We start from the raw sequence: 25,777 nt of genomic DNA, 5'->3' as shown, positions 1-25,777 counted from the left end.
TCCTATTTTATTTTTTGAAAACTAATTTTTCAACTTCATCATAATTTTTTACAAAATCTATTTTCATATCTTTTGCTACTTCATGAGGAATATCCACAATATCAGGTCTGTTGTCTTCAGGAAGAATTACTTCTCTTATTCCTGCTCTATGAGCACCTATAACTTTTTCTTTCACTCCTCCTATTGGAAGAACTTCTCCTGTTATTGTAATCTCACCTGTCATTGCTATATCTTGTCTTATCTCTCTTCCAGTAAGAACTGAAAGAATTGCAGTAGTTATAGTTATTCCTGCTGAAGGTCCGTCTTTAGGTGTTGCTCCTTCTGGGAAGTGAAGGTGAATATTTTTATTTTCAAGGAATTCTTTTTCATTTATATTATATTTAGCAAAGTTTGATTTTACATAAGTAAATGAAACTTCTGCTGACTCTTTCATTACATTTCCTAAAGTTCCTGTAAGATTAAGAGTTCCTTTTCCAGGAATTAAAACTCCCTGAACTTCAAGAGTCACTCCTCCAACTGCTGTCCATGCAAGTCCATTTACTATCCCTACTTTATAACTTCTTTCTTTCATCTTTTCTGGTCTAAATTTAGCTTTTCCAAGATACTTTTCAAGATTATTTACATTAACTGTAACTTTATCAAGTTTTTCTTTCACAACTTTTCTTGCAAGTTTTCTGAAAAGATTGTTTATTTCTCTCTTAAGGCTTCTTACTCCAGCCTCTCTTGTGTATTCATTTATAATTTTTAAAATTACATTGTCTGATATAGTTATTTTTATATCTTTTAATCCATTTTCTTCTTGAAGCTGTTTTACAAGATATTGTTTTGCAATATGAAGTTTTTCATACTCAGTATATGAAGAAAGAGATATAATCTCCATTCTGTCTATAAGAGGTTCAGGAATATTTCTTAAATCATTTGCTGTTGCAAGGAAAAATACCTGAGATAAATCATAAGGAACATCTATGTAATGATCTTCAAAATGAATATTTTGCTCTGGATCAAGAACCTCTAGCATTGCTGATGCTGGATCTCCTTTAAAATCACTTGACATTTTATCTAATTCATCAAGAAGAATAAGAGGATTTTTTACTCCTGCAAGCTTCATTGCTTTCATTATTCTTCCAGGCATAGATCCTATATATGTTCTTCTATGTCCTCTTATTTCAGCTTCATCTCTTACTCCTCCAAGTGAAACTCTTACAAATTTTCTGCCCATTGAATCTGCTACAGATTTAGCAAGAGATGTTTTACCTACTCCAGGAGGTCCTACAAGACAAATTATTGTTCCTTTCATTTTTGGATTAAGTTTTTTTACTGCTAGATAATCAAGTATTCTTTCTTTTACTTCCTTAAGTCCATAGTGATCTCTGTCAAGGACAGATGATGCTCTTTCTATATCCAAGTCATCTTTTGTTGTTTTTCTCCATGGAAGTTCAAGAAGTGTTTCTATATAATTTCTTGATACTGATGCTTCAGCTGAAAAAGCAGGCATTTTACTCATTTTCTTTAATTCTTCGTCTACTTTTTTCTTAACCTCTGCAGGAAGCTTAGCTTTTTCTATCTTATCTGCTAAATCAGAATTATCGTCTTCAGGAGTATAATCCTGTATTTCCTCTTTCATAGCATTTATTTTTTCTTTTAAATAATATGCTTTCTGAGCATCATTCATTTTATTTCTTACTTTATCTTCCACTTTCTTTTCAATTTCATTTATTTCAATTTCTCTTGAAAGAAAGTCAAGAATCATATATCCTCTCTGTTCAATATCAAGAACTTCAAGTATTTTTTGCTTATCTTTTGAATCTATAAATAAATTATTGGCGATTAAATCAAAACCACTGTTCAAATCTTTTGTTGATTTTAAAGTCACAAGGACTTCAGGAAGTGTTTTCCCTAAAAACTTAGTATATTTTTCATAATATTCTATGACTTTTCTATATACTGCAAGAGTTTCTTTAGATTCTGAATTTTTACACTCAAGCATTATATATCCTGATGTATATGATCCATCTTCCTCTTCTTTTGGATTTTCCAAAAGAACTCTATTTTCTGCTTCAACAAGAATTTTTACTGTCTTGTTAGGCATTTTTACAGTTTGAAGAACATTAACAATAACTCCTGTTGTATATACATCTTCAGGAAGTTTAGGCTCTTCTTTCATTGTATCTTTCTGCATTCCAAAAAGCATTTTGCTGTTTTCGCTGTTTCCTATTTTTTCAAGAGTCTTCATGCTCTTTTCTCTTCCAACATATACAGGTGTTACTACTCCAGGGAAGATAACTAAATCTCTTGTAGGCAGAAACGGTAATCTATTTTCCATAAGCTATTATCCCTCCTTTTTGATTATCTGAACTTTCTTGTAATCATCAAGTCCATCTATATCAACAATTACTTTCTCTACATTTTCTTGTGAAGGAACTTCATACATAAGTTCAAGCATTGTATTTTCAAGAATTGCTCTTAAACCTCTTGCTCCTATTCTTCTTGCCATTGCTCTTTTAGCAACTTCTCTTAAAGCTCCCTCTGTTATTTCAAGTTCAATTCCTTCCATTTCAAAGAATTTTTGATATTGTTTTACAATAGCATTTTTAGGCTCAACAAGTATTCTTAAAAGAGCTTCTTCATTAAGGCTGTCAAGTGTTGTAACAAGAGGAAGTCTTCCTACAAGCTCTGGAATTATTCCTTGCTTAATAAGATCTTCAGGAGTAACTTTTCTTAGAACTTCTCCCTCTTCTCCTCTTTTTATTCTGCTTGTATCAGCACCAAAACCTAAACTTTTCTGCTGTGTTCTCTTTGATATAACTTTTTCTAGTCCTTCAAAAGCTCCCCCAACAATGAAAAGAATATTTTTAGTATCTATCTCAATAAGTTCCTGATTAGGGTGTTTTCTTCCTCCCATAGGTGGAACTTGTGACTTTGTTCCCTCTATTATTTTAAGAAGTGCTTGCTGTACTCCTTCTCCTGAAACATCTCTTGTTATTGACATATTTTCAGATTTTCTTGCTATCTTATCAATCTCATCTATATATACTATTCCTCTTTCTGCTGCTTCAACATCATAGTCTGCAGATTGCAGAAGTCTTACAAGAACATTTTCAACATCGTCTCCAACATATCCTGCTTCTGTAAGTGTTGTAGCATCAGCTATAGCAAAAGGTATATTAAGTATTCTTGCTAATGTCTGTGCAAGAAGTGTTTTTCCTGATCCTGTAGGTCCTATTATAAGTACATTTGATTTTTGTACATCTACACTGTTGTCACTTTCATCAGCTAGTCTTATTCTTTTATAGTGATTATATACTGAAACAGCCAAAACTTTTTTACTTTCATCCTGACCGATTACATATTCATCAAGTTTTGCTTTTATTTCTTTTGGTGTAAGAAGTTCTGTTTCTATTTCGTCATAAGAAGAACCTTCTCTTATTTTTTCCTCTGCAAGAGAGTAATCCAGCATATCATAACAAGCTTCTATACAATCTTTACATATAAAAGCTCCGTTCATTCCTGAAAAAAGTTTTCCTCCGACTTCTTCCTGACTTCTTCCACAAAAAGAACATTCCGGTTTTTTCATCTTATTCTCCTCTCTTATGATTATCTCTTTATAACTTTGTCTATCAGACCATATTCTACAGCTTCTTCTGCAGACATAAAATTATCTCTGTCAGTATCTCTGTAAACTTCTTCAACTGTTTTTCCACAGTTTTCAGCTAAAATCTCACTTAATTTTTTCTTTAATCTTAATATTTCTTTAGCATGAATTTCTATATCAGCTGCCTGACCTTGAGTTCCCCCTAAAGGTTGATGTATCATTATTCTTGAATTTTCAAGTGAAAATCTCTTTCCTTTTGCACCAGCTGAAAGAAGAAAAGCTCCCATGCTTGCTGCTTGTCCTACACATATTGTCTGAACATCTGGTTTTATATAATTCATTGTGTCATATATTGCCATTCCTGCAGTTACAACTCCTCCAGGACTGTTTATATACATAGTAATATCTTTTTCAGGATCTTCTGCTTCTAAAAATAAAAGCTGTGCCACTATTGCATTGGCAACATTATCATTTATTTCTGTCCCTAAAAATATTATTCTGTCTTTTAACAGTCTTGAATATATATCATAACTTCTTTCTCCGTAACTTGTATTTTCTATAACTATTGGATTGTACATATTCTTATCTCCTCCTTAAATAAAAAATAAAAGATTTCTGTTAAAAATATTTTATTTCTTATTTAAAGGGGAGAGAACTGCTACATTAAAAATATGCAGCGGTTCTTCCCAATTAAATTATTTTGTTATTTATTAAGTATAAAACTATTTTGCGTTATTTTCAATTAGTTCAATAGCTTTGCTCATTAATAAATCTGTTTTTAAGCTTTCAATGAAGTTGTCATATCTCTTAGTTTTGTCTAATTCTTCTTTAAGAGTTTCTGGAGTCATTCCATACATTTTTGCAACTTCTTCAGCTTTTTCTTTTACTTCTTCTTCTGAAACTTCTAAGTTTTCAACTTTAGCTATTTTGTCAAGGATTAAGTCCATTTTAACTTTGCTTTCAGACATTGGAGCTAATTGATTATAGATAGAATCTATTGTCATTCCAGTCATTTTTAAGTATCCGTTTAAGTCCATTCCTTGCATCATAAGTTGTTGCTCAAGTTCAGAAATTTTAGCTTCAACTTCTCTTATAACTAAGCTTTGAGGAACTTCAACTTTAGCACCGTCAGTTACTTTTATAAGCATTCTTCCTCTGTTTTCGTTTTTAGCGTTTTCTTCTCCTCTTTTTGCAACTTCTTCATATTTTTTAGCTTTTAAATCTTCAACTGATTCAAATCCACATTCTTTTGCAAATTCATCATTTAATTCAGGTTTTTCTAATAATTTAACTGCATTGATTTTTACTTTGAATACAGCTGGTTTTCCAGCAAGGTTAGCTGCATGGTATTCAGCAGGGAAAGTTACAGTTATTTCTCCCTCTTGTCCTTTAGTGTATCCTACTAATTGATCTTCAAAGTTGTCAATAAACATTTTGCTTCCAAGTTTTAATAAGTGAGAATCAGCTTTTCCACCTTCAAAAGCAACTCCATCTATAAATCCTTCAAATGCTAAATCAACTGTATCTCCCATTTGAGCTTGGTATCCATCTTCAGCATCTTTTAATTGAGCTTTTGCATTACGCATTCTTTCTATTTCTTCATTTAATTTGTCATCTGTCATTTCAAATACAGCTTTGTCTATTTCAATTCCTTTGTATTCTCCTAAAGTTACTTCAGGGAAAACATCAACAGAACAAGTTACTTCAAAAGTTTCTTCGTCCATTTTAACATTTACATTGTACATTGGGCTTACTGGTTTTAATCCTTCAGCTGTTACAACTTCTCCAAAGTATTTTTTTAACACTTTATCTGTTAATTCCTCTTTTATTCCTTCAGCATATTTAGCTTCAATTTGGTCAATAGGAGCATGTCCTTTTCTGAATCCTGGAATTTCTACAGTTTTTTGAGCATTTTTAACTATCTCATTTTTTATTGGAGCAAACTCCTCTTTTGATAAAGTCATTACAATCTCTACTGCAGATTTTTCAAGTTTTTTGATTTCGTGTTTCATCTTTTCCTCCTTAAGTGTTTTTTACTAACTTTATTTATAAACTTTATTTTATGCTTTTTATTTTGATACTGTATCTGTCTTTTCCTTTTATATTAACCTTTTCAGGATAATATACAATATCAAATTCATCTTTTATATTTCTGTGTTCTATTTCATTAGACAGGTTAAATGCAATAAAAGGATATTCTTTTTTATTTTTTTCAATTATTCCATTAAAGTGTCTGTCTTCAACACCAAATTTTTCAATATTTTTTATGTGAACACCTCTGTCCATAAATAAAGGCTGTTGGTTATCCAACCCATATGGTGAAAGAAGCTTTATATCTTCCAGAAGTTCTTCATTTATTTTATCTATAGAAAGTTCAAGGTCAACATCAATAACCTTTTCCTCTCTTACAGTTTTAAGCTTTTCTATCTCTTCTGCAAATTTTTCTTCAATTTCTTTAAGCTTTCCTGTTTCAGCAATAAATCCTGCTGCAAGATCATGCCCTCCGAAACGGACAAGTTTATTTTCCATCTCTTTAAATATGTTGAAAATATTTACACCATTGTTGCTTCTACATGATGCTTTTCCCACTCCGTTTTTTACTGCAACCAATATAACTGGAACACCAAACTTTATACTTAGCCTTGAAGATACAACTCCAATTACTCCGGGATGCCAGTTTTTAGAAGTCAGAAATATATATGACATCTCTTTTGTCCTATTTTCTTTTTCTAGAATTTCAATTGCTTCATCATATATTTTCTTTTCTAGTTTTCTTCTTATTTTATTGGTTTTTTTCATCTCTTCAATTATGTTGTAGATTTTAAAATCATCTTCTTCTATGAAGAAATCTGCTCCTATTTTAGAAACACCTATTCTTCCAAGAGAATTAATAAGAGGAGATATAAAATAGCTTACATCAGTTGTGTTTATATTCTTATTTTGAAATTTAAGATATCTTATAAGATAAACAAGACCTTTTACCTTTGTTTCTTTTAAAACCTGAAGCCCTTTACTTATTATAACTCTATTTTCATCTGTCATTGGCACAACATCAGCAACTGTTCCTATCATTACTATATCAAGATATTTATATAGTCTCTCTTCTGATATTCCAAGTTTTCTGTATATACCTTGAGCAAGTTTTAAAGCTACACCTGCTCCTGATAAATATTTAAATTTATAATTTTCACTTAGCTTCGGATTTATTAGAATATATTCTTCATCTGATTTTTCTTTTGCAGATTTATGATGATCTGTAACAATAACTTCTATTCCAATACTCTGAGCATATCTTATATCTTCTATAGAATTAGCTCCAGTATCAACAGTTATTACCATTTTTCCGTCTCTTTCATTTATGAAATCTATAGTCTTTTTATCAAGTCCATAATTTTCTTCCATTCTGCTAGGAATATAATATCTTGTATCTATTCCTATTTCTCTCATTACAAGAACAAGAAACGAGGCTGCTGTAATTCCATCTACATCATAATCTCCATATATATAAATCCTCTGTTTTTTTTCTCTCAATTTTATGATTTTTTCCACAGCTTCTTCCATTTTTTCAAAATCAAAGGGATTTCTCAACTGGTCAAGACTGGGATTTATAAATCTTTCCACATCTTTTTTTTCAACTAAATTTTTATTTAATAAGAGTCTTGTTAATATTTTGGAAGTTTTCCAAGCATCTGCTTTTTCTGCTACAATGGAATCTGAAATATTATTATTTTTCCATATCATAGCTTATCTGTCCTATTCTTCCTGTTTCTTTTTAATATCGTCAAGCAGTTTAGAAATTTTAACTGCATATTCTATAGAATCATCTATTTTTATTCTCATTTCAGGAATAAATCTAAGATTAAGTTCTTCAGAAACTTTCTTTCTTAAAAATCCTCTTATCTCATTAAGCCCCTCTTCAACTCTTTCTTTATTTACTTCAAGTCCTTCCATTGAAAGAATTGTAAAATAAAGATCTGCAAATTTAAGATCTTCAGTAACTCTTACTTTAGTAAGTGATACCATCCCTTTTACTTTAGGGTTTTTTACATCCTCTAAAAGAGCTGTTGAGATAACTCTTAAGACTTCTTTTTCTATAGATGCTAATCTTTGTTTTCTCATTTTTTATACCTCCATTCTGCATAGAAGGCTGCATGGCTCTTATTATCTAAGAGTTCTTTTTACTTCCTGAATATCAAATGCTTCTACGATATCTCCTTCTTTAATATCATTAAAGTTTTCAATACCAAGTCCACATTCCTGACCTGCAACAACTTCTTTTGCGTCGTCTTTAAATCTCTTAAGTGATGCAAGTTTTCCTTCGTAAACAACAACTCCATCTCTTACTATTCTTATATTAGAATCTCTTCTTACTTTACCGTCTACAACAACACATCCTGCAATGTTTCCAACTTTTGCAACCTTGAATACTTTTTTAATTTCAATTCTTCCAAGATACATCTCTTTGAATTCAGGTTCAAGCATTCCTGTAAGTGCTTTTTCAATGTCTTCTATAATTTGATAAATAATAGAAGATGTTCTTATTTCTATTCCTGATACTTCAGCTTCTTTTATAGCTTTTGTAGTAGGTCTTACATTAAATCCTATAATGATTGCACTTGAAACTTCAGCAAGTTTAATATCACTTTCAGTTATTGCTCCAGGAGCTGACTGAATAATATTAACTGCTACTTCATTTGTAGAAAGTTTCATTAAAGATTCTTTTAAAGCTTGTGCAGAACCTTTTGAATCTGCTCTTAAGATTAGATTAAGTTCTTTTAAGTTTTCATTGTCAAAACTTTCTGATAAAGACTCAAGAGTTATAGTTTTCTTACCAGTTTCTGCCATTTTTCTTTCTTTTGCCATCTCTTCAACTATTCTTCTTGCATGTTGTTCATTTTGAATAACATAAATAGTATCTCCAGCTTCTGGAACACTGTTAAATCCAATTATTTCCACTGGCTGTGACATTTCTGCACTATTTACTCTCATTCCTTTGTCGTCCATTAATGCTCTTATTTTTCCATAAGATTCTCCAGCAACAATAACATCACCTATTCTTACAGTTCCTTCCTGAACTAGAATATCTGCAACTGGCCCAACTTTTGGATCAAGTTTAGATTCAAGAACAACACCTTTTCCTCTTTTCTTAGGATTTGCTTTAAGTTCAAGAATTTCTGCTGTAATTAGTATTGTTTCAAGAAGTATATCAAGGTTGATTTTAGCTTTTGCTGATACTTCAACAAACTCTACATCTCCCCCCCATTCAACTGAAACAAGTCCATGTTCCATAAGTTCTTGTTTAACTCTCATTGGATTAGCTTCAGGTTTATCTATTTTATTGATTGCAACAATAATAGGAACTCCTGCTGCTTTAGCATGAGATATAGCTTCTATTGTTTGAGGCATTACTCCGTCATCTGCTGCTACAACAAGTATAGCTATATCAGTAACCTTTGCTCCTCTTGCTCTCATATCTGTAAACGCTTCGTGACCTGGTGTGTCTACGAAAGTGATTTTCTTTCCATTTTTAGTTACTTGATAAGCACCTATTTTTTGAGTGATTCCTCCTGCTTCTCCTGCAACTACTTCTGTTTTTCTTATTGCGTCAAGAAGAGATGTTTTACCGTGGTCAACATGTCCCATTATTGTAATAACAGGAGCTCTTTCTTGAAGATCTGACTCTTTGTCCTCTATTTCAAGGGCAAATTTATCTCCAAATGCTATTTCCTCTTCTTCTTCCTGTTCTACAAGAACATCATAGTCAGCAGCTATCTCTTCTGCAAGTTCTATGCTAAGAGGGCTGTTTATTGTAAGCATTTGTCCTTTAAGGAAAAGTTTTTTTATAATTTCAGAGCTGTTTATTTTTAATTTTTCAGCAAACTCTCCTAAAGTCATTTCTCCTCTCATTTTTATTATTTTAATTCCATCTTCTTCTACAACTGTTCCTACTTCAGTATCAGCTTTTTTTACAAAGAAATCTGTTCTTCTTCCTTTTTTCTTTTTCTTATTCTTATCTTTCTTTGACTCCAATACTGGCTCCTTACTTTTCTCTTTTATTTTTGACTTTTTTTTCTTTTTCCCTGCTTTTTCATTATCAGCAGCTTTTTCATCTTTACTGAAATGGCTTTTTATTTTATCAACTTGATCTTCTGAAAGTCCAGAAAGATGAGATGATACTTCTATTTCTAAATCTTTTAAAAGGCTTAAAAATTCTTTATTTCCTATTTCATACTTCTTAGCTAATTCATGTACTCTTACTTTCATTAAAACTAAGCACCTCCTTAACTTACTCTATAAGTCCACGGGCTACCTTCTTATTTTTAACAGCAATTACATTTATTTCCTCTTTATTGAAAATGTCTCCAAGTTCATTTTTTCTTCCATAATGGACATAAGGAATATTTTTTTCCTTTGCTTTTGCTGTAATGCGTTTATCATTTCTTTCACTTATATCTTCAGCTATTATGATAAAATGAACTTTTTCTATTTCATCAAATATCATATTTATTCCAAAAACAAGCTCCTGAGAATTCTTCATTGCTTTTAAAATCTTAAGATAGTCTTTCGTATCCTTTTTAAGCAAGTTCAACATTTTAAGTAAATCTTCTATTTCCACTTTTATTTTCTTATGTTTTGACAGTCTGTTTATACATTCATGTGTTCTGCATACATATTGCCCTCTTTTTTGGGCTGTCTGCTTTTCATCAAGAATAAATTTTCCCTCTTCATCTTTTTCAACAATTCTGAAAAGGTCAGCTTTATTTTTTTTCTCTCTGCATATTACACACATTCTTTCAGAATTAGTCTTCATTTTTTTCTTCTGCAGGCTCCTCTGTTTTTGCTTCTTCAGCTTTTTCTAAGTCCTCTTTAACTTTTATATCTACTCTCATTCCTGTAAGTTTTGCAGCAAGTCTTGCATTTTGTCCATTTTTACCAATAGCAAGAGAAAGCTGAGAAGGATCAACTATTACTCTTGTAGTTGTTCCATCTTCAAGAAGTTCTACACTATTTACTTTTGCTGGACTTAAAACAGCTGATACAAACTCTTCTATTGAATCTTTCCATTCAACAATATCAATTTTTTCTCCGTTAAGTTCATCAACTATATTTTTGATTCTAAGACCTTTTTGCCCTATACATGCTCCTACTGTATCTATGTTTTTATCAGCAGAATATACAGCTATTTTTGCTCTTGATCCTGCTTCTCTTGCAACAGATTTAATTTCAATTAATCCATCTGCTATTTCAGGAATTTCAAGTTCAAAAAGTTTTCTTAATAGCCCTTCATTTTTTCTTGATATTACAATTTTAGGGAATTTATTTGTTTTTTCAACTTCAGCTACATATACTTTTATTCTTTCCCCTACTCTGTAAGTATCTGCAGGAGATTGTTCTGCCATAGGAAGAATAGCTTCTGTTCCATCAAATTCTATAAAAATATTTTTTCTTTCGTCAATTCTTCTTATAATTCCATTGATAATATCTTTTTCTTTAACTTTAAATTTATCATATATATTTTGTCTTTCAGCTTCTCTTACTTTCTGAATAACAATCTGTTTTCCGTTTTGAATAGCATTTCTTCTGAACTCTTCACAGTTAACTTCAATTTTTACTTCGTCTCCTGGTTTAGCTCTTTTCTTAATCTCTCTTGCATCTTCAACTGAAATTTCAAGAGCAGCATCGTAAACATCTTCTACAACAGTTTTTACTTCAAATACTCCTATTTCTCCAGTTTCTCTGTCAATTTCTACTTCAACTTTTTCTTCGTCACCGTAGTGTTTTTTATAAGCAGCAAGAAGAGCTTGCTCAACAGTTTCAAGTAAACTTTCTTTACTTATCCCTTTTTCTTTTTCAAGTTCTTCCAATGCTTCTAAAAATATTTTTGCGTCTTTACCTTTCATTAATCTTCCTCCTGATTTAGGCATTAAATATCCTTAAAGTCATAAACAAGGTTTGCTTTTCTAACCTCTTTAAAAGGGATTTCTAATTCTGTATCATCTGCTGACAGAAATAAAATACCATCCTCAAATTTAGACAATATCCCTTCAAAATTTTTCTTTTCATTTATTTTATGTTTTAAACTTACTTTTACTTTAGAACCTGTAAATCTTACAAAATCTTTTTCTTTCTTAAGAGGTCTTTCTACTCCCGGAGAAGAGATCTCTAAAAAGAATTTCTTGTCAATCAGTCTGTCTATATCATCTTCAACTGTCATACTTACTTTTGCACAGTCATCAAGTGATACATCTCCGTCTAATTTTTCAATGTAGATTCTTACATACCAATATCCACCTTCTTGCAGATATTCAACATCCACCAATTCAAGTTCCATTTCTTTAAGCACCGGCAGTACTACTTTTTCAATTTTAACAATAGTTTCTTCAACTGTTTCTTTCATACTTTTATTCTTTCACCTCTCTTTCACTTTTTCATTCTACAAATAAAGAGTGGGTTGCCCCACTCTTCTCGAACTAGTATGATTTATCATAGTAATTATATCATAGATACAGCCAAAAAAGCAACGATTTATATATTTTTTTCAAATTTTTTTAAAATTATTATTGACTTTTATGGTATTTAATATTATAATCATTGAGAACCATCAAGAGAGACAGAGGGAGCGGCCCTGTGAAGTCTCAGCAACCTGCTTATATAGTGTGGTGCTAATTCCAGCAGATGGAAGGAAATAGTAATGTTATTATGTTCCCTTTCATTTTGATGAAAGGGATTTTTTATTTACTGACTAAATTTATTTTTATTTATTATTACTTTGAGGAGGATTTTTAATGGAAAATTTAACATATTTTACTTCTGAATTTGTGTCACCTGGACACCCTGATAAAATTTCTGATCAGATTTCTGATGCAGTTCTTGATGCATGCCTTGCAAATGATCCTGATTCAAGAGTTGCTTGTGAAGTATTCTGTACAACTGGGCAAGTTATTGTAGGAGGAGAAATCACTACTAAAACTTATGTTGATATTCAAGATATTGTAAGAAAAAAAATTGATGAAATAGGATATAAACCTGGTATGGGATTTGACTCTGACTGTGGAGTTTTAAATGCTATCCACTCTCAATCACCTGATATTGCCATGGGTGTTGATATTGGAGGAGCTGGAGACCAAGGAATTATGTTTGGAGGAGCTGTAAAAGAAACTCCTGAACTTATGCCACTTGCACTTGTTCTTGCAAGAGAAATTTTAGTTGAACTTACAAGACTTACTAGAAATAATACATTAACATGGGCAAGACCTGATGCTAAATCTCAAGTTACTCTTGCTTATGACAGAAATGGAAAAGTTCAGTTTGTAGATACTGTAGTTGTATCTGTTCAACATAATCAATTTGTTACACAAGAACAAATTCATCACGATGTAAAAGAATTTGTAATAAGACCTGTTCTTGCTAGATACAGCCTAAACTTTGATGATGTTAAAAAAGTTCACATAAACCCAACAGGAAGATTTGAAATTGGAGGTCCTCACGGAGATACAGGACTTACAGGAAGAAAAATCATAGTTGATACTTATGGTGGATACTTCAGACATGGTGGAGGAGCTTTCTCTGGAAAAGATCCTTCAAAAGTTGACCGTTCAGCTGCTTATGCTGCAAGATGGGTTGCTAAAAATATAGTTGCTGCTGATCTTGCAGATAAATGTGAAGTTCAGCTTTCTTATGCAATAGGAGTTGCAGAACCAACATCAGTAAAAGTTGAGACATTCGGAACAGAAAAAGTAGATGTAATAGAACTTGAAAATGCTGTTAAATCAATATTTGATTTAACACCAAGAGGAATAGAAAGAGATCTTAAATTAAGAAGCTGTGAATTTAAATATCAAGATCTTGCTGCATTTGGTCACATTGGAAGAACAGATATAAAACTTCCATGGGAAGAATTAAATAAAGCAGAAGAATTAAAAAAATATTTTAACAAATAAAAATATAACAGAAAGCGCGATTGCCCATCGCGCTTTTCTTTTATATAATATACTTTCCTAATTAATAAAAAACAGGACTCAGATTTTTCTGAGCCCTGTTTTTGTGAGAATTTTTATTTATGATATAAGGAGTTCTATTATTAGAACTTATATCCTACACCTGCTGTTACACCGTAAGCTTCTGTTTCATTGCTTCCGAATTCATAAGTAAATCCACCATTGTAGAAGAATCCACTTTCATAAGATACTTCTGCTCCTAAGTTGATTGAGAATACATTTTCTGCTATTTCTGCTCCTAGTACATCAAAGCTTTCTGCTCCACCTTTAAATGATCCTCTGAAGTCTTTATCTGTATCTCCCATTGTATAAGTATAAGCTGCACCTAATTTAAATTCTGCTGATGCTTTTTCTAATTGAACTGATTTTACTAAATCTGCTCCTGCTGTTAAATCAAATGTTGTGATTTCTGCTTCGTCTAATCCAAAGTAAGCATCTTTCACTGCTTCTTGTTCTATACGAGTTAATCCTGCTCTTAATTTAGGTTGAATTGATAATCCATTTCCTAAATCATTTGTAAATGTTGCTTGGCTATATACTCCGTATGCATTTGAATCATAAGAAGCATCTGTTGATTTTAATGCTGCTGTATTATCCGCATCAAATTTATTTAATTGGTAAGCTGCTCCTGTTCTTACTTGAGCTTTTCCTATTGTTGTATCTTTATATACTCCAAAGTAGAATGCATCTCCGTCTGCATTTCCTCCGTCTGTATCTATATCTTGTTTTGCTCCTGAGAATACAAATCCTAATGATGAGTTATCATCTAATCCGTAAACTAAGTTAGCAAGAAGTCCTGTTGTTTCATTTTCTGAAGTTCTGTCTCCTAAAATTCCATCTCTGTCATATTCTGTTTTAGAATATAGAGCTTTACCTTCTGCTACTAATTCTCCTGCTTTTGCTGCTGTGTTCATTGAAAGAGCTGTATCTTCATTTAATTTGAACATATCATAAGAAGCTCTTACTGTTTCAGCATAGATATTAGAAGAATATAATCTGTCTAATTGGTCTGCTCTTTCAGCTTTATTGTGAGATAAATATTCTGAACCAACATTATAAGCTTGATTATTCATATTATTTAAAGTTCCATCTTCAAATAATTCAGTATCATATGTAAATACTATTCCATCAACTGAATCTGATAAAGCTTTATCAAATACATAAATATCTGAATTTGCAGTAACTTTTAAATCATCTGATATTTGTTCAAAATCAGCTTCATTATTTGCTACTCCATCAATTGCAACTATTACATCTTTACCAGTAAAGTTTTCAGTTGTAAATTGAACTTCTCCTGTTCCTTCTAATTTTATTCCTTGTTTTTCAGTTCCAAATTTTTCTCCATTGTTAAGAGCATTTTCTGTCAATCTTCCAAAAGAATCTTTTTCTGCTCCAACTTTAACTACTAATTTTCCATCTTCTTCAACTGTTATTGTTTTTAAAGCATCTCCTGTTACTATTTCAGCTTTTGAATCTAATATTAATGTTCCTGTTGCATCTGTAGCTACTTTTTTAACAATTCCATCTCCAACTGTTAAGCCAGCACCTAGAGTTAATTTTTTATTAATAAATGTTTCTCCTAAAACTGTAGAAGCTGCTCCTGTTCCAGTAGTTAAATCTCCATTAAAGATAGTAGTTCCGTTTGTTGTTAATGCTCCTGCAACTGTTACTTCTTTATCAAATAATGTAGTTCCATTTGTTTTAATAAATGAACCTCCAGTAGTTGTTACTGCATCTTTAAACCATGTTGTTCCATTTGTTGTTATTCCATTTGATCCAGCTGAACCAACTGTTACTGCTTTTTCAAATATTGTATTTCCATCTGTTGTTAATCTTCCAACCTTAACTTTTCCATTTATTGTAGTTTTTCCAGCTGTTTCAACTCCTCCTTTATTACTATCACCAATATTTCCTAATACAGTTGTATTGTCAAGTTTTAAAGTAGAATAAGAATCAAGTTTTATAGCTGTTTCAGTTTTATCTGCATTTACTGTAGAATCTTTTAGTGTTAAAACATTATTATTTCCTGATACTCCTGCTCCCAATACAATTCCAGAACCTTTAGTTAATTCTGTATCTTCTATATTGATTACAAAATTAGAAAGTGTTGTATCATCTGTTATATTAAGAGTACCTGCATTTCCTTTTGTAGGTTTTTGTCCTTCTCCTGCTGCTGGAGTATCTTTAGAAACAATATTAAGTACTTTTCCTGAAGCTTCTCCACCAGTTATTTCAATTGCTTTTCCTATTACTTTATAAGCTTGACCATTATTTCCGTCACCAAATATTATTCCTGCATCTCCACCATGTTCTAATTCATTTCCACCAACTATTTGTACCACTTGGTTTCCTTTTTCATCATATGCAGTAACAATACCCATATTTCCTTTTAAAGTATCTTCAGTTATTCCTTCTAGAGATTTGTCATTTCCACCAATAGCTTTTACAATTGCTTTTAATTGAACTACTGTTAATTTATCTCCTTCTAAACCTTCTCCAACTTTAGATAAATCTACTCCGTTTACTTTAAGAATACCAGTATTTCCTTCAAACTCAGCTTTCTCAGAAATTTTTGCATCTTTTCCAAATTCTGCTGTTCCGACATTTGTAAATGAACTTCCTTCTCCACCTAAAGTAGCTTTTTCTCCAAGAACAAGTTTAGCTCCTGATTGGTTAGTAAAGTCTACTTTACCAGTTCCTCCAACAGCACCATTTGCTAATTCTATTACTCCATCATTAGTAATTTTGAAAACTTCTTCTTCAGCTCTTAATGTTGCAGAATTTATTTCAGGTACAATAAATAAATGTCCATCTTTAGCAACTGATACTTTTGCATTGTTGATAAATGAAGAACCTGTTAAGTCTTCCACTTTTACTAAAGTTGTTCCTGCTGCCACATTAATATCTGCAGAGTTAATAAAGGTTCCTCCTTCTTCTTCATCAGTTTTTCCAAGAATAGCATATGCTAATTTTATTTCACCTTCTTTTTCAGAAACTGGAGTAGGTACTAAGTTAATAATTCCTTTATTTTCTACAGTTGCACCATTAGAAGCTTTTAATCCATATCCTTCTCCATTGACAGTAATAACATTTTCATTTATTCCTGTTACTCCTGCTCCTGTAGCTATTATTCCAACTCCTCCTGAAACTTCTATTGTTCCTTTATTTAATAGTGTTCCTTTGTTAGCATTATTAGTATTGTCACCTGCATTAGTGATATCCATTGCTGATCCAGATTTTATTGCTATTTTTCCAGTATTAACTATTGTAATTTCAGAACCTGAATTTGCATCAAATTTACCATTTAATGCATTACTCCATCCTTCGTTACCAATAGTTATATCTCCTGTATTTTCAACTAACATTTTTGCACCATTTGAAGCATTTGTATAAATAGCATTTTTAGCATTTTCAGAAGTTAAATTTCCTCTGTTTATTAATTTATATTCTTTTGCTTCTTTCCCGTAGTTAGTAATTAAAGAAGAAGTACCATCTTTCTCTCCTTTTCCTGTAATATCAACATTTATATCTAAGTTGGAATTATTTATAGCTAATAAAGCTCCATCATATAAAGCAGTTTCCATCTTTCCTGAAGAAATAACTATATTACTTCCTGTTACATTTATTTTATCTACACCTGTAACATTATCTATTGTATCATTAACTCCATCTTTTATTTCTAAAGTATTTCCTGTTCCTTTTAACTCAATTGCACCTACTTTAGCTTTTTCTCCACTTAAAGTTATAGCTTTATTTCCATCCTCTTTATCAGCATATATTTTTCCTTCTATTACTCCTGTATTAGTAAGAATAATATTATCTTCTACATTAATATCGCCTTTTACAGTTCCATTATTTGTAAAAGTTGCTTTTGCTTCTTCTTTTGCTCCAGAAATTGTTATTGCTGCCCAACCATTTTCAGCTTTTTCTATTGTTCCGTTATTAGTTGTAGTTGTAGTTCCAAATAAATTTAAAGTTGTTCTACTAAGATTTTTTCCACTTAATACAGCATCTTTTTCTATTGTTAATGTTATTCCATCTGTAACTGTCATTAACCATGATTTTTCATTTTTTGACTGAAGAGTACCTTTTGCTGTTATCTCATTTTTATCATTACCTTTCGCTATGTTTATTGCAGAAAAACGCTTTTCTCCATTACTACCTGTATTAATGTGTACTCCTAGATTATTATCTAAGAAAAATTTATCTGTTATTTCAGTTACATCATTTGTTGCTGTTCCCTCTGCTCCAACACCTGTTACAGTAGCTCCAAATGCTACAGTTCCTGCAATAAGGAATCCTACTACAGTTGCCATTGTTACTTTTACTCTCGTTTTTAACCATCTTTTCAATGATTTTTCTGTGCTAACATAATTGTTCATAAACAAAATCCCCCTTCTTGATTTTAATAAAAGTTTTTACATACAAAAAAATAAAATCTCTTTAACCCAAAAGAAAAAAATAATGCATAATTGTATAAATATTTAAAAAAATTTAAACATAAAAGATAGGAAGAAATTTTCATATTCTTTTGATACTTTTTTGTAAAAAAGCCAAAAAAAGCATGAAAATTTCTTTTCATGCTTTTAGTTTAATAACTTTTAAGTTTTTCTACACTTCTATGCCTATCTTTTTTCTTATTATATGCCTAAATAAAAAAATTATCAAGTCCTTTTATAAAAAAAATTTAAATATAAATCAAAATATTTTATTTTAGCTCAAAATTTCCTGAAAAAATCATAAAATACATTCTTATACAAAAATAGCGCGATTATCAATCGCGCTTTTCTTTTGTTTAATATACTTATGAATTCTAAATCTACTTCTTTAAAAACTATTTTTTCTAAATTTTTCTTTTGGATTTATTTTAGAATGTATAAATAAGTCCTGTTCCTACGAAATAAACAATATCATCATCAACTATAGGAGAATTTTTTATCTCTTTTGACACTCTGTTCACTCCTGCAAATCCCATTAAAGAGAAACTATCTGTAAGTCTGTAAGAACCTGTTAAATTAAGACCTATTGTATAAGCACTGTCTCCTTCATAGCTTCTGTTTATTCCAGAATTTCTTAAAGCTTCACTTTGACTTACACCAAAGTAGTAGTCAATGTAGTCAGAGTTAAAATATACAAAGTTTGCAGAAGGAATTAATGTAAGTTTTGAATTTACATAATAAGGTCTGTTAAGCTGGAATAAAACATTTCCACCTTCTTTTCCATAATCAACAGAAGCAAGCATTTCAATATCATAAAGTCCTGTATAAATAGTTACTTCTGCTCCTCCCATAACTTTATGATCTCTGTCATCAATATTTCTATAACCATGTTTCATATCATCTGCATCCATTTTGTATCCACCAAATGGTTTTACATAAAGTGATAATGTATAAAAATCATCTTGATAAACATTATATCCGAAACTAAATCCATTGACTGTTGCTCCTTTTAAGAAGAAGTTATCATATTCTAAATCTATCATAGGAAGAACATAACCATTTTCATCACTTTTATAAAGTTCTGTTGTTGCTCCATATCCTATACCTATACTATTTGCAAAAGCTGCCTGCCCTGCTAGTACCATTCCACATAAAAATAAAGCTGCCTTTTTCATTTTATTTCCCTCCTGATGCTCTCTGCTCTCTTTTTATTTTTATAAAATTATATTTTCCACTTGTTTTTCTCTTAAAACTTCTAAGCCCATTTGTAGGAAAAATACCTATACGCCTTATATTATATAAATCTTCCTGAAAAGATATGTCTCCACTGTCTGTTGCAACTGCAAATTCATATCCCTCTTCTTTTACAAACTCTTTCACTCCTTCATCTCTATCACCATAAGGATATGCAAAACAATTCATTTTTTTACCAAGCTTTTTCTCTAAAATATCTCTTGATTCAACAATTTCTTCATGAGCAATATTTTTATCAATTCTGCTCATTTTTGAATGTGTCATAGAATGTCCGCCAAATTCAATTCCATATTCCTGCATTTCAAGAATTTCATTATCATCCATTAAAGGAAATTTCTTTTCAGGATTTTCAGGATTATCCACATCCCATTTATTATATTTTAAAGTTCCAAGAAGATATATCACACTTTTAAAACCATATTTTTTTAATATAGGGAAAGCATGAGTATAATTATCTTTATATCCGTCATCAAATGTAAGAACAATCCATTTATTTCCTTTATCAAATCTATGTCTGTAATTCCCATTTTTTAAATCTTCAAAAGTTACAGTCTGATATCCTTTATCTTTAAGATATTTCATATGCTCTTCAAATTTTTCAACTGTAATATATGTTCCATGAACACCTTTTTCCTCGTCTCTGTCCTCAATAACTCTATGATACATAATTACAGGCATTTCATATTTTTTCTTAAGAACATATTGTTTTGAATAAATTTTTTCTATTCTATCAACAATTTTTTCAAATGAGAAATTTTCACGAACTATATTTCTTAGTCTTAAAAGTTCCTCTCTGCTTTTAGCAAGGCAAAGTTCTATATCTTTATTAACTGTACTTACATCAACAATATCTTTAGAATCTATATTTCCAATATCTCCGAAATTACTTTTTAATCCTTCTGAAATTGTATTTTCTGATACAACACCTATATATTCTGATTCTCCAACTGCTATTACAGGTGTTCCAGAAAGAATCCCTTCTACAGCTACTCTTCCTGCCCCTATTACTACATGAGATTTTGAAATTTCTTCAGATACATTATTTATATATCCCATGAAATTTACTTTTTCTTTAAATTGCTTAAATCTTTCAGGAATATCTTTCCCACCTATTACACGGATATTATACCCATCATTTTTAATAAGCTCCTTTAAAAGATTATAAGTAACATCTCCTTTAGGGCCTGAAAGTCTTCCTATAATAGAAACCACTGTTTTTCCTTTTTCTTTTTCTACTTCAGAAAAACTATATTCCTCACAATTTACAGGATTTCTTAAAACTTCTATTTTTTCTTTTTTAAAATGAAGTTCTTCTGCCATCTGCTCATAAACATTTTCACAAACTGCCAAAGAATAGTCTCCAAACCCTTTTACAAGTTTTCTGCTCAAGTGAACTGGCTGTTTTCCATGAGTAGTTGTCACAAGAGGTATTCCTGCTATTTTACATGCTATCATAGAACTCCATGAAGATGCTCTTGAATGAGCATGAACCACATGAATATCTTTTTCTTTTATTATTCTTAAAAGCTCTTTTATATGCTTTATTCTCTGTGATAATTTTCTTTTATTAAATTCTATTTTAAAATACTCAGCTTCTGTTTCTTTAGTTAAAGTATCAGATACTATATATACATTATTTCCTCTTTTTATAAGTTCATTTGCAAGATTTACTGCATATACTTCTGCACCTGTAACTTCAAGCTGAGAAAGTGCCATTAATATATTCATTATTCCTCCGTTTTATAAAAGTTAATCACTTAAGTCTTCTACAAACATTAGATATTCTTCTATTTTTTCACTATAAGATTTTACTGTCATTTCATTAATACGCTCATAATTCTCATTATTTTTATAAAGCTGATTGCGAAGAAAATTAAATCTTCTTCTCAGTTTTCTTAAATCCGATTTTTTTATTGGAGATTCCACAACTCTATCAAAATATTTTACAGTTTTATTGTATTCATCTACAAATTCAAACTGATCATAATTATATGATAATGAGGCACATGAAAAAAATGTTACAGATAAAACCACTGCCAATATATTTTTCTTCATTAATTCCTGCCTGTCTTTTATTTGTAAATATAAAAATTTATGACTGAACAGTCATTTTCAATGATAGCATACCATATTACGACCATCCAGTCAACCTGTTTTATCTTTTTATTTCCCTGTTAAAATAACAAATAAAATTCGGAAGATCCTTTGAAATATATTCCCATGTATGAACTTCATCTTTATATATATATCCTTTAAAGTCTACTTGATATTTTTTTAATCTTCCTACTATATCTATCCACTGCTGAAGCATAAGATAAGGTTTTTTATCCTCAGCTCCTACACTTATATAAAACTTTTTTCCTTTAAGTCTCTTTGGATCAATAACCTTTATTATGCTGTAAGGATCTTGCTTTAAAATTCTCCATCCCCATGAACTAAATATTCTTATAAAAAGAGATTTATCAACATCATTAAAAAGAAACTTAGGTATATATACATACCTCATTATTCTCATTACTCTTCTATTTACACTCATTCTTATAAGACTCACAGCTCCTGAAAAACTTCCTACTACACTGTATTTTTCTGGATGCATAAATCCTAATTTAAATGCTCCATATCCTCCCATTGAAAAACCTGCTATTCCTATTTTTCCTTTAGGAGATATTTTTCTGGCTTCTTCATAAAGTTCACCAGTAAAATAATCTTCATATTTATGCTTTGGATCTTTGAAAAAATTTGTATACCAGCTTTCACCATTATATCCAGAAGCAGGAAGTATAAAGATAATATCATCTATAAGATTTATTTCTCTTAAAGTTAGATAATTTTCAAGAAGACATGCTCTGTTTATCCAATCTTCAGGATAATCCCTTATTCCATGAAGAAGAAAAAGACAAGGAGTATCTTCTTTTATTTTTCCTTTCGGTGTAACAAGAATATATCTCATTTTTTCATCTACATGAACACTGTCTAAAAATTTTTCTTCTATGTTAAGATACTCATCTATCTTATCAAAATCATATTTTTTAAAACATTTATCTTCTTTACTTACATAACTCACTTCAGAAAAACTTTTTACTCTTTTCAGTTTTCTCTCAAGTTTAAAATCATAAGGATATGTAACAATATAAAAAAGGAGAGAAAAAACTGCCAATATTATTAATATATTAAGTGCCATTTTTCATCTCCTTTATATTTTAGTTTATTTTATTAGAATGCTGCATTTCCTGGAGTTCTTGGGAATGGTATTACATCTCTTATATTAGTCATACCTGTAATATACATCATCATTCTTTCAAATCCAAGTCCATATCCTGAGTGAGGGAAACTTCCAAATCTTCTTAAATCAAGATAGAAACTGTAATCTTCTTTTTTAAGTCCCACTTCATCCATTCTTTTTTCAAGAGCTTCAAGATCATCCTCTCTTTGAGATCCTCCTATTATTTCTCCTATACCTGGAGCAAGAAGATCCATTGCTCTTACTGTTTTTCCGTCTTCATTAAGTTTCATATAGAAAGCTTTTATATCTTTTGGATAATCTGTTAAAAATACAGGTTTTCCAAAATGTTTTTCTGCAAGGAATCTTTCATGTTCACTTTGTAAATCTATTCCCCATTTTACAGGATAACTGAATTTTTGTCCTGAAGCAAGAAGAATATCTATAGCTTCTGTATAAGTAACTCTTGCAAATTCATTATTTAAAACATTATTTAATTTATCTATAAGACCTTTTTCTATAAATTGATTGAAGAATGCCATTTCTTCAGGACATTCATCCATAACATATTTTATAATATATTTTATCATTGCTTCCCCTAAATCCATATTTGCATTTAAGTCTGCGAAAGCAATTTCAGGTTCTATCATCCAGAATTCTGCAGCATGTCTTGAAGTATTAGAATTTTCTGCTCTGAATGTAGGTCCAAATGTATATATATTTCTGAATGCTGAACAATAAGTTTCTCCATTTAATTGTCCACTTACTGTTAAGTTAGTTGATTTTCCAAAGAAATCTTTAGAGTTGTCAACTGCTCCTGCTTCTGTTTTAGGAAGATTATTGAAATCAAGAGTTGTTACTCTGAACATTTCTCCTGCTCCTTCAGCATCAGAACCTGTTATAATTGGAGTGTGAGTATAAACAAATCCTTGTTCTTGGAAAAATTTGTGAATTGCATAAGCAAGTACAGATCTTACTCTGAATACAGCTGCAAATGTATTTGTTCTTGGTCTTAAATGAGCTATTTCTCTTAAATATTCAAAAGACTGTCTTTTATTTTGAAGTGGATAGTCTAGAGAGGCTTTTTGAATTATTTTTACATCTGTAGCTTTTATTTCTGTTGCCTGTCCTTTTCCTTCTGATTCTTTAAATATTCCTCTTACTGTTATTGAAGATGAAATTGAAAGGTGTGAAATCTCTTCAAAATTTTCAAGTTCTGTATCATATACAACTTGTATTCCTTTGAAAAAAGAACCGTCATTAAGTTCTATAAATCCAAAGTTTTTCTGATCTCTAAGTTTTCTTACCCAACCTGAAACTTCTATTTCTTTTCCAAGAAACTCTTTTTCATTTCTGTATAAGTTTCTTACTGTTGTCTTGCACATAAAATTATCCCCCTAATTTAGTTTTTCTTTATCTTCTGTTGTGTCGTCTACTATTTCAATATTATCAAGCTGAGCTTTTACCTGTGCTCTAAATTTTTCAAGGTAAAGCTGTCTGTATTTATGTCTTTCATCTGCCTCTTCTTCTGTCAGAGGTCTTGTTTTTGCAAGTTTAGAAAAATAATTTATTTTTTCTATTATTTCCTTCATTTCCATTTTTTTCTCCTATTCGCTTTTAAATAAGCATAAATCATATTGCTAATTATACATTTTATTTTGTTTCTTGTCAAACATACTCTTATTTATATTAATAACTATTCCTATTCCTGCAAATATAGTTATAAGAGAACTTCCTCCATAGCTAAATACAGGCATTGGAATACCAAACACAGGAAGAAGACCTAAAGCTACAAATATATTTATTAAAAACTGACTTATTATATATCCTCCTACACCAAGAGCAAGATAACGACCAAAACTATTTTTGCAGCTTATTCCTGTTTCAACAATGAGATTATAAAGAGTAAAAAATAATACTATAACTAAAATTACTCCTATAAATCCCATTTCTTCACCAAATAATGCCATTATAAAGTCTGTATGTATTTCAGGAAGATAATTATATTTCTGTACTCCATTTCCATAAGATCTTCCTAAAAGTCCTCCATTCCCAAAAGCAAGAAGTGATTGTCCAACTTGATATCCTATATCTGCATTTCCTATATATTTATCTGTTATAAGCCCTTCTAAAAATATTTTAATTCTTTCTACTTTATAGCCACCATCTATTTTATCTCCATAGTTAACTATAAAATAACTTCCTGCTGCAGCCAAAATTCCACCAATAGCAACTGTTCCTGTTATTATTTTCTTATCTATTCTAGTTAGAAAAAGCATAAAAATATAAATTGCTCCATAATGAATAACTGTTCCAAGGTCATTTTGACGGCATATTAATATAGCAAATATTCCAAAAATTAATGCTGAATTAAATACTACAGTTTTTGCTGGGAGATTCTTTTCTTCACCCTTTGCCAAAACATTTGCAAGAAGAATTATAAAAGGAATTTTCAGTATTTCAGCTGGCTGTACAGTAGTAATTCCAAGGTTTATCCAACCACTTGCACCATTAACTGTTTTTACAATACTTTTAGGTCCTATTATAATAAAAATAAGTATACCTATTGATAATAAAAAAAGCATTCCTTTCATAAAAGGTTTTTTATATACTTGATAACTCATAACAGCAGGAACAAGTGCTGTTCCTAAAGCAACTCCCATTATAAGTATATGCTTTTTTACACTAAATAAATCTTCTTTATAAAATCCTACACTTAACATATTAAGAATACTTAAAATAATAAGTATTGCCATAATTAAAAGAATACTTCTGTTTCTTCTTCTTATTCTTATGCCTTCAGCTTTTTTTTGGATATTTTCATCTATTTCATTGTGCTGATGATAAATACTTTTATTCTCAATTTTCATATTATCATTATTTCCCCGCTCTCAATATTTCAAATAATATTATAGCATATTTTCATATGTAGAGACTTTATTTTTTAGGTATTTTAATAAATTAATAAAATAAAAAAGCAGCTGCAGAATTTATAAAAATAAATTTTATACTTCTGAATACAACTGCTTTTTATATTAAAATATTTTTTCCAAAAAATAAAAAATGGCGCTTCTTGTTGGACTTGAACCAACGACAACACGATTAACAGTCGTGTGCTCTACCGACTGAGCTAAAGAAGCACCTGTCTCGAAACTTTTGTTTAATCCTGTCGGAAAAACTGTTTCAAGATTTAGTAAAAGATTGGCAAGTTCCTATCCTCCCAAAGGGCTGCCCCCTAAGTACTTTCAGCGTTTACAGGCTTAACTTCTAGGTT

General features: G+C 30.6%; 19 protein-coding genes, 1 tRNA gene and 1 riboswitch. Of the genes, 1 reads left to right on the top strand and 19 read right to left on the bottom strand.

Annotated features, from left to right (window positions below; translation table 11 throughout):
* Positions 1 to 7: 7 nt before the first annotated feature.
* The 10 genes from lon to rimP form a co-directional block, all read right to left on the bottom strand.
* Positions 8 to 2,323, bottom strand: coding sequence for an endopeptidase La (lon, locus tag I6E17_RS04635; protein ID WP_176829446.1), 2,316 nt, complete (start codon positions 2,321 to 2,323; stop codon positions 8 to 10).
* Between the two features lie 6 nt (positions 2,324 to 2,329).
* Positions 2,330 to 3,574 (bottom strand): ATP-dependent Clp protease ATP-binding subunit ClpX, encoded by a 1,245-nt coding sequence (gene clpX, locus I6E17_RS04630; RefSeq protein WP_235235861.1) that lies wholly within the window; start codon positions 3,572 to 3,574, stop codon positions 2,330 to 2,332.
* A 20-nt stretch (positions 3,575 to 3,594) separates the two neighbouring features.
* A complete protein-coding gene (gene clpP, locus I6E17_RS04625; RefSeq protein WP_176829448.1) occupies positions 3,595 to 4,170 on the bottom strand; it encodes an ATP-dependent Clp endopeptidase proteolytic subunit ClpP in 576 nt (191 codons plus the stop codon).
* 144 nt (positions 4,171 to 4,314) lie between these two features.
* On the bottom strand, positions 4,315 to 5,604 hold the full coding sequence (tig, locus tag I6E17_RS04620) for a trigger factor (protein ID WP_176829449.1): 1,290 nt from the start codon (positions 5,602 to 5,604) through the stop codon (positions 4,315 to 4,317).
* Positions 5,605 to 5,647: 43 nt separating this feature from the next.
* On the bottom strand, positions 5,648 to 7,333 hold the full coding sequence (gene recJ / locus I6E17_RS04615; RefSeq protein ID WP_176829450.1) for a single-stranded-DNA-specific exonuclease RecJ: 1,686 nt from the start codon (positions 7,331 to 7,333) through the stop codon (positions 5,648 to 5,650).
* 12 nt (positions 7,334 to 7,345) lie between these two features.
* Positions 7,346 to 7,711 (bottom strand): 30S ribosome-binding factor RbfA, encoded by a 366-nt coding sequence (gene rbfA / locus I6E17_RS04610; RefSeq protein WP_176829451.1) that lies wholly within the window; start codon positions 7,709 to 7,711, stop codon positions 7,346 to 7,348.
* Between the two features lie 42 nt (positions 7,712 to 7,753).
* Positions 7,754 to 9,856 carry a translation initiation factor IF-2 gene (gene infB / locus I6E17_RS04605; RefSeq protein WP_235235859.1) on the bottom strand — a complete coding sequence of 701 codons (2,103 nt, stop codon included), beginning with the start codon at positions 9,854 to 9,856 and terminating at the stop codon, positions 7,754 to 7,756.
* A gap of 22 nt (positions 9,857 to 9,878) precedes the next feature.
* Positions 9,879 to 10,403 carry a DUF448 domain-containing protein gene (locus I6E17_RS04600; protein WP_235235857.1) on the bottom strand — a complete coding sequence of 175 codons (525 nt, stop codon included), beginning with the start codon at positions 10,401 to 10,403 and terminating at the stop codon, positions 9,879 to 9,881.
* Positions 10,393 to 11,493 (bottom strand): transcription termination factor NusA, encoded by a 1,101-nt coding sequence (gene nusA / locus I6E17_RS04595; protein ID WP_176829454.1) that lies wholly within the window; start codon positions 11,491 to 11,493, stop codon positions 10,393 to 10,395. Before nusA ends, I6E17_RS04600 begins: the two co-directional genes overlap by 11 nt.
* A gap of 23 nt (positions 11,494 to 11,516) precedes the next feature.
* Positions 11,517 to 11,990, bottom strand: coding sequence for a ribosome maturation factor RimP (rimP, locus tag I6E17_RS04590; protein WP_176829455.1), 474 nt, complete (start codon positions 11,988 to 11,990; stop codon positions 11,517 to 11,519).
* A 198-nt stretch (positions 11,991 to 12,188) separates the two neighbouring features.
* A riboswitch (SAM riboswitch) is annotated at positions 12,189 to 12,275 on the top strand.
* 103 nt (positions 12,276 to 12,378) lie between these two features.
* Here rimP and metK point away from each other — a divergent pair.
* The gene (metK, locus tag I6E17_RS04585) at positions 12,379 to 13,533 is read left to right on the top strand and encodes a methionine adenosyltransferase (protein WP_176829456.1); all 1,155 of its coding nucleotides are present in this window, start codon (positions 12,379 to 12,381) and stop codon (positions 13,531 to 13,533) included.
* A gap of 140 nt (positions 13,534 to 13,673) precedes the next feature.
* Here the strand turns inward: metK and I6E17_RS04580 are convergent, their stop codons facing one another.
* The 9 genes from I6E17_RS04580 to I6E17_RS04540 all read right to left on the bottom strand — a co-directional run bounded on the left by I6E17_RS04580 (position 13,674) and on the right by I6E17_RS04540 (position 25,643).
* The gene (locus I6E17_RS04580) at positions 13,674 to 17,972 is read right to left on the bottom strand and encodes an autotransporter outer membrane beta-barrel domain-containing protein (RefSeq protein WP_235235855.1); all 4,299 of its coding nucleotides are present in this window, start codon (positions 17,970 to 17,972) and stop codon (positions 13,674 to 13,676) included.
* 485 nt (positions 17,973 to 18,457) lie between these two features.
* Positions 18,458 to 19,204: a MipA/OmpV family protein gene (locus tag I6E17_RS04575; RefSeq protein ID WP_176829457.1), complete on the bottom strand. Its 747-nt coding sequence runs from the start codon at positions 19,202 to 19,204 to the stop codon at positions 18,458 to 18,460.
* A 1-nt stretch (position 19,205) separates the two neighbouring features.
* Positions 19,206 to 21,011 (bottom strand): glycosyltransferase, encoded by a 1,806-nt coding sequence (locus tag I6E17_RS04570; RefSeq protein WP_235235853.1) that lies wholly within the window; start codon positions 21,009 to 21,011, stop codon positions 19,206 to 19,208.
* Between the two features lie 21 nt (positions 21,012 to 21,032).
* The gene (locus I6E17_RS04565; protein WP_235235851.1) at positions 21,033 to 21,338 is read right to left on the bottom strand and encodes a hypothetical protein; all 306 of its coding nucleotides are present in this window, start codon (positions 21,336 to 21,338) and stop codon (positions 21,033 to 21,035) included.
* A 100-nt stretch (positions 21,339 to 21,438) separates the two neighbouring features.
* On the bottom strand, positions 21,439 to 22,464 hold the full coding sequence (locus tag I6E17_RS04560) for an alpha/beta hydrolase (protein ID WP_176829460.1): 1,026 nt from the start codon (positions 22,462 to 22,464) through the stop codon (positions 21,439 to 21,441).
* A gap of 32 nt (positions 22,465 to 22,496) precedes the next feature.
* Complete coding sequence (asnS, locus tag I6E17_RS04555; protein ID WP_235235850.1) at positions 22,497 to 23,888, bottom strand: asparagine--tRNA ligase; 1,392 nt, start codon at positions 23,886 to 23,888, stop codon at positions 22,497 to 22,499.
* Positions 23,889 to 23,900: 12 nt separating this feature from the next.
* Positions 23,901 to 24,101, bottom strand: a complete 201-nt coding sequence (locus tag I6E17_RS04550; protein WP_176829462.1) for a DUF896 domain-containing protein — start codon at positions 24,099 to 24,101, stop codon at positions 23,901 to 23,903.
* 42 nt (positions 24,102 to 24,143) lie between these two features.
* The gene (locus I6E17_RS04545; RefSeq protein WP_235235849.1) at positions 24,144 to 25,373 is read right to left on the bottom strand and encodes an FtsW/RodA/SpoVE family cell cycle protein; all 1,230 of its coding nucleotides are present in this window, start codon (positions 25,371 to 25,373) and stop codon (positions 24,144 to 24,146) included.
* A gap of 194 nt (positions 25,374 to 25,567) precedes the next feature.
* Positions 25,568 to 25,643: transfer RNA gene (locus I6E17_RS04540), tRNA-Asn, on the bottom strand.
* Between the last annotated feature and the right edge of the window lie 134 nt (positions 25,644 to 25,777).

Origin of the sequence: Fusobacterium perfoetens (genome assembly GCF_021531595.1) — a bacterium.
GTDB lineage: Bacteria > Fusobacteriota > Fusobacteriia > Fusobacteriales > Fusobacteriaceae > Fusobacterium_B.
The sequence above is the reverse complement of the archived record's forward strand: the minus strand, read 5'-3'. Positions and strand labels throughout refer to the sequence as shown.

Excerpts from the sequence above, each read along its gene's own strand:
- lon (WP_176829446.1), bottom strand. The coding sequence starts at position 2,323 with ATGGAAAATAGATTACCGTTTCTGCCTACAAGAGATTTAGTTATCTTC.
- clpX (WP_235235861.1), bottom strand. The coding sequence starts at position 3,574 with ATGAAAAAACCGGAATGTTCTTTTTGTGGAAGAAGTCAGGAAGAAGTC.
- clpP (WP_176829448.1), bottom strand. The coding sequence starts at position 4,170 with ATGTACAATCCAATAGTTATAGAAAATACAAGTTACGGAGAAAGAAGT.
- tig (WP_176829449.1), bottom strand. The coding sequence starts at position 5,604 with ATGAAACACGAAATCAAAAAACTTGAAAAATCTGCAGTAGAGATTGTA.
- recJ (WP_176829450.1), bottom strand. The coding sequence starts at position 7,333 with ATGATATGGAAAAATAATAATATTTCAGATTCCATTGTAGCAGAAAAA.
- rbfA (WP_176829451.1), bottom strand. The coding sequence starts at position 7,711 with ATGAGAAAACAAAGATTAGCATCTATAGAAAAAGAAGTCTTAAGAGTT.
- infB (WP_235235859.1), bottom strand. The coding sequence starts at position 9,856 with ATGAAAGTAAGAGTACATGAATTAGCTAAGAAGTATGAAATAGGAAAT.
- I6E17_RS04600 (WP_235235857.1), bottom strand. The coding sequence starts at position 10,403 with ATGAAGACTAATTCTGAAAGAATGTGTGTAATATGCAGAGAGAAAAAA.
- nusA (WP_176829454.1), bottom strand. The coding sequence starts at position 11,493 with ATGAAAGGTAAAGACGCAAAAATATTTTTAGAAGCATTGGAAGAACTT.
- rimP (WP_176829455.1), bottom strand. The coding sequence starts at position 11,990 with ATGAAAGAAACAGTTGAAGAAACTATTGTTAAAATTGAAAAAGTAGTA.
- metK (WP_176829456.1), top strand. The coding sequence starts at position 12,379 with ATGGAAAATTTAACATATTTTACTTCTGAATTTGTGTCACCTGGACAC.
- I6E17_RS04580 (WP_235235855.1), bottom strand. The coding sequence starts at position 17,972 with ATGAACAATTATGTTAGCACAGAAAAATCATTGAAAAGATGGTTAAAA.
- I6E17_RS04575 (WP_176829457.1), bottom strand. The coding sequence starts at position 19,204 with ATGAAAAAGGCAGCTTTATTTTTATGTGGAATGGTACTAGCAGGGCAG.
- I6E17_RS04570 (WP_235235853.1), bottom strand. The coding sequence starts at position 21,011 with ATGAATATATTAATGGCACTTTCTCAGCTTGAAGTTACAGGTGCAGAA.
- I6E17_RS04565 (WP_235235851.1), bottom strand. The coding sequence starts at position 21,338 with ATGAAGAAAAATATATTGGCAGTGGTTTTATCTGTAACATTTTTTTCA.
- I6E17_RS04560 (WP_176829460.1), bottom strand. The coding sequence starts at position 22,464 with ATGGCACTTAATATATTAATAATATTGGCAGTTTTTTCTCTCCTTTTT.
- asnS (WP_235235850.1), bottom strand. The coding sequence starts at position 23,888 with ATGTGCAAGACAACAGTAAGAAACTTATACAGAAATGAAAAAGAGTTT.
- I6E17_RS04550 (WP_176829462.1), bottom strand. The coding sequence starts at position 24,101 with ATGGAAATGAAGGAAATAATAGAAAAAATAAATTATTTTTCTAAACTT.
- I6E17_RS04545 (WP_235235849.1), bottom strand. The coding sequence starts at position 25,373 with ATGAAAATTGAGAATAAAAGTATTTATCATCAGCACAATGAAATAGAT.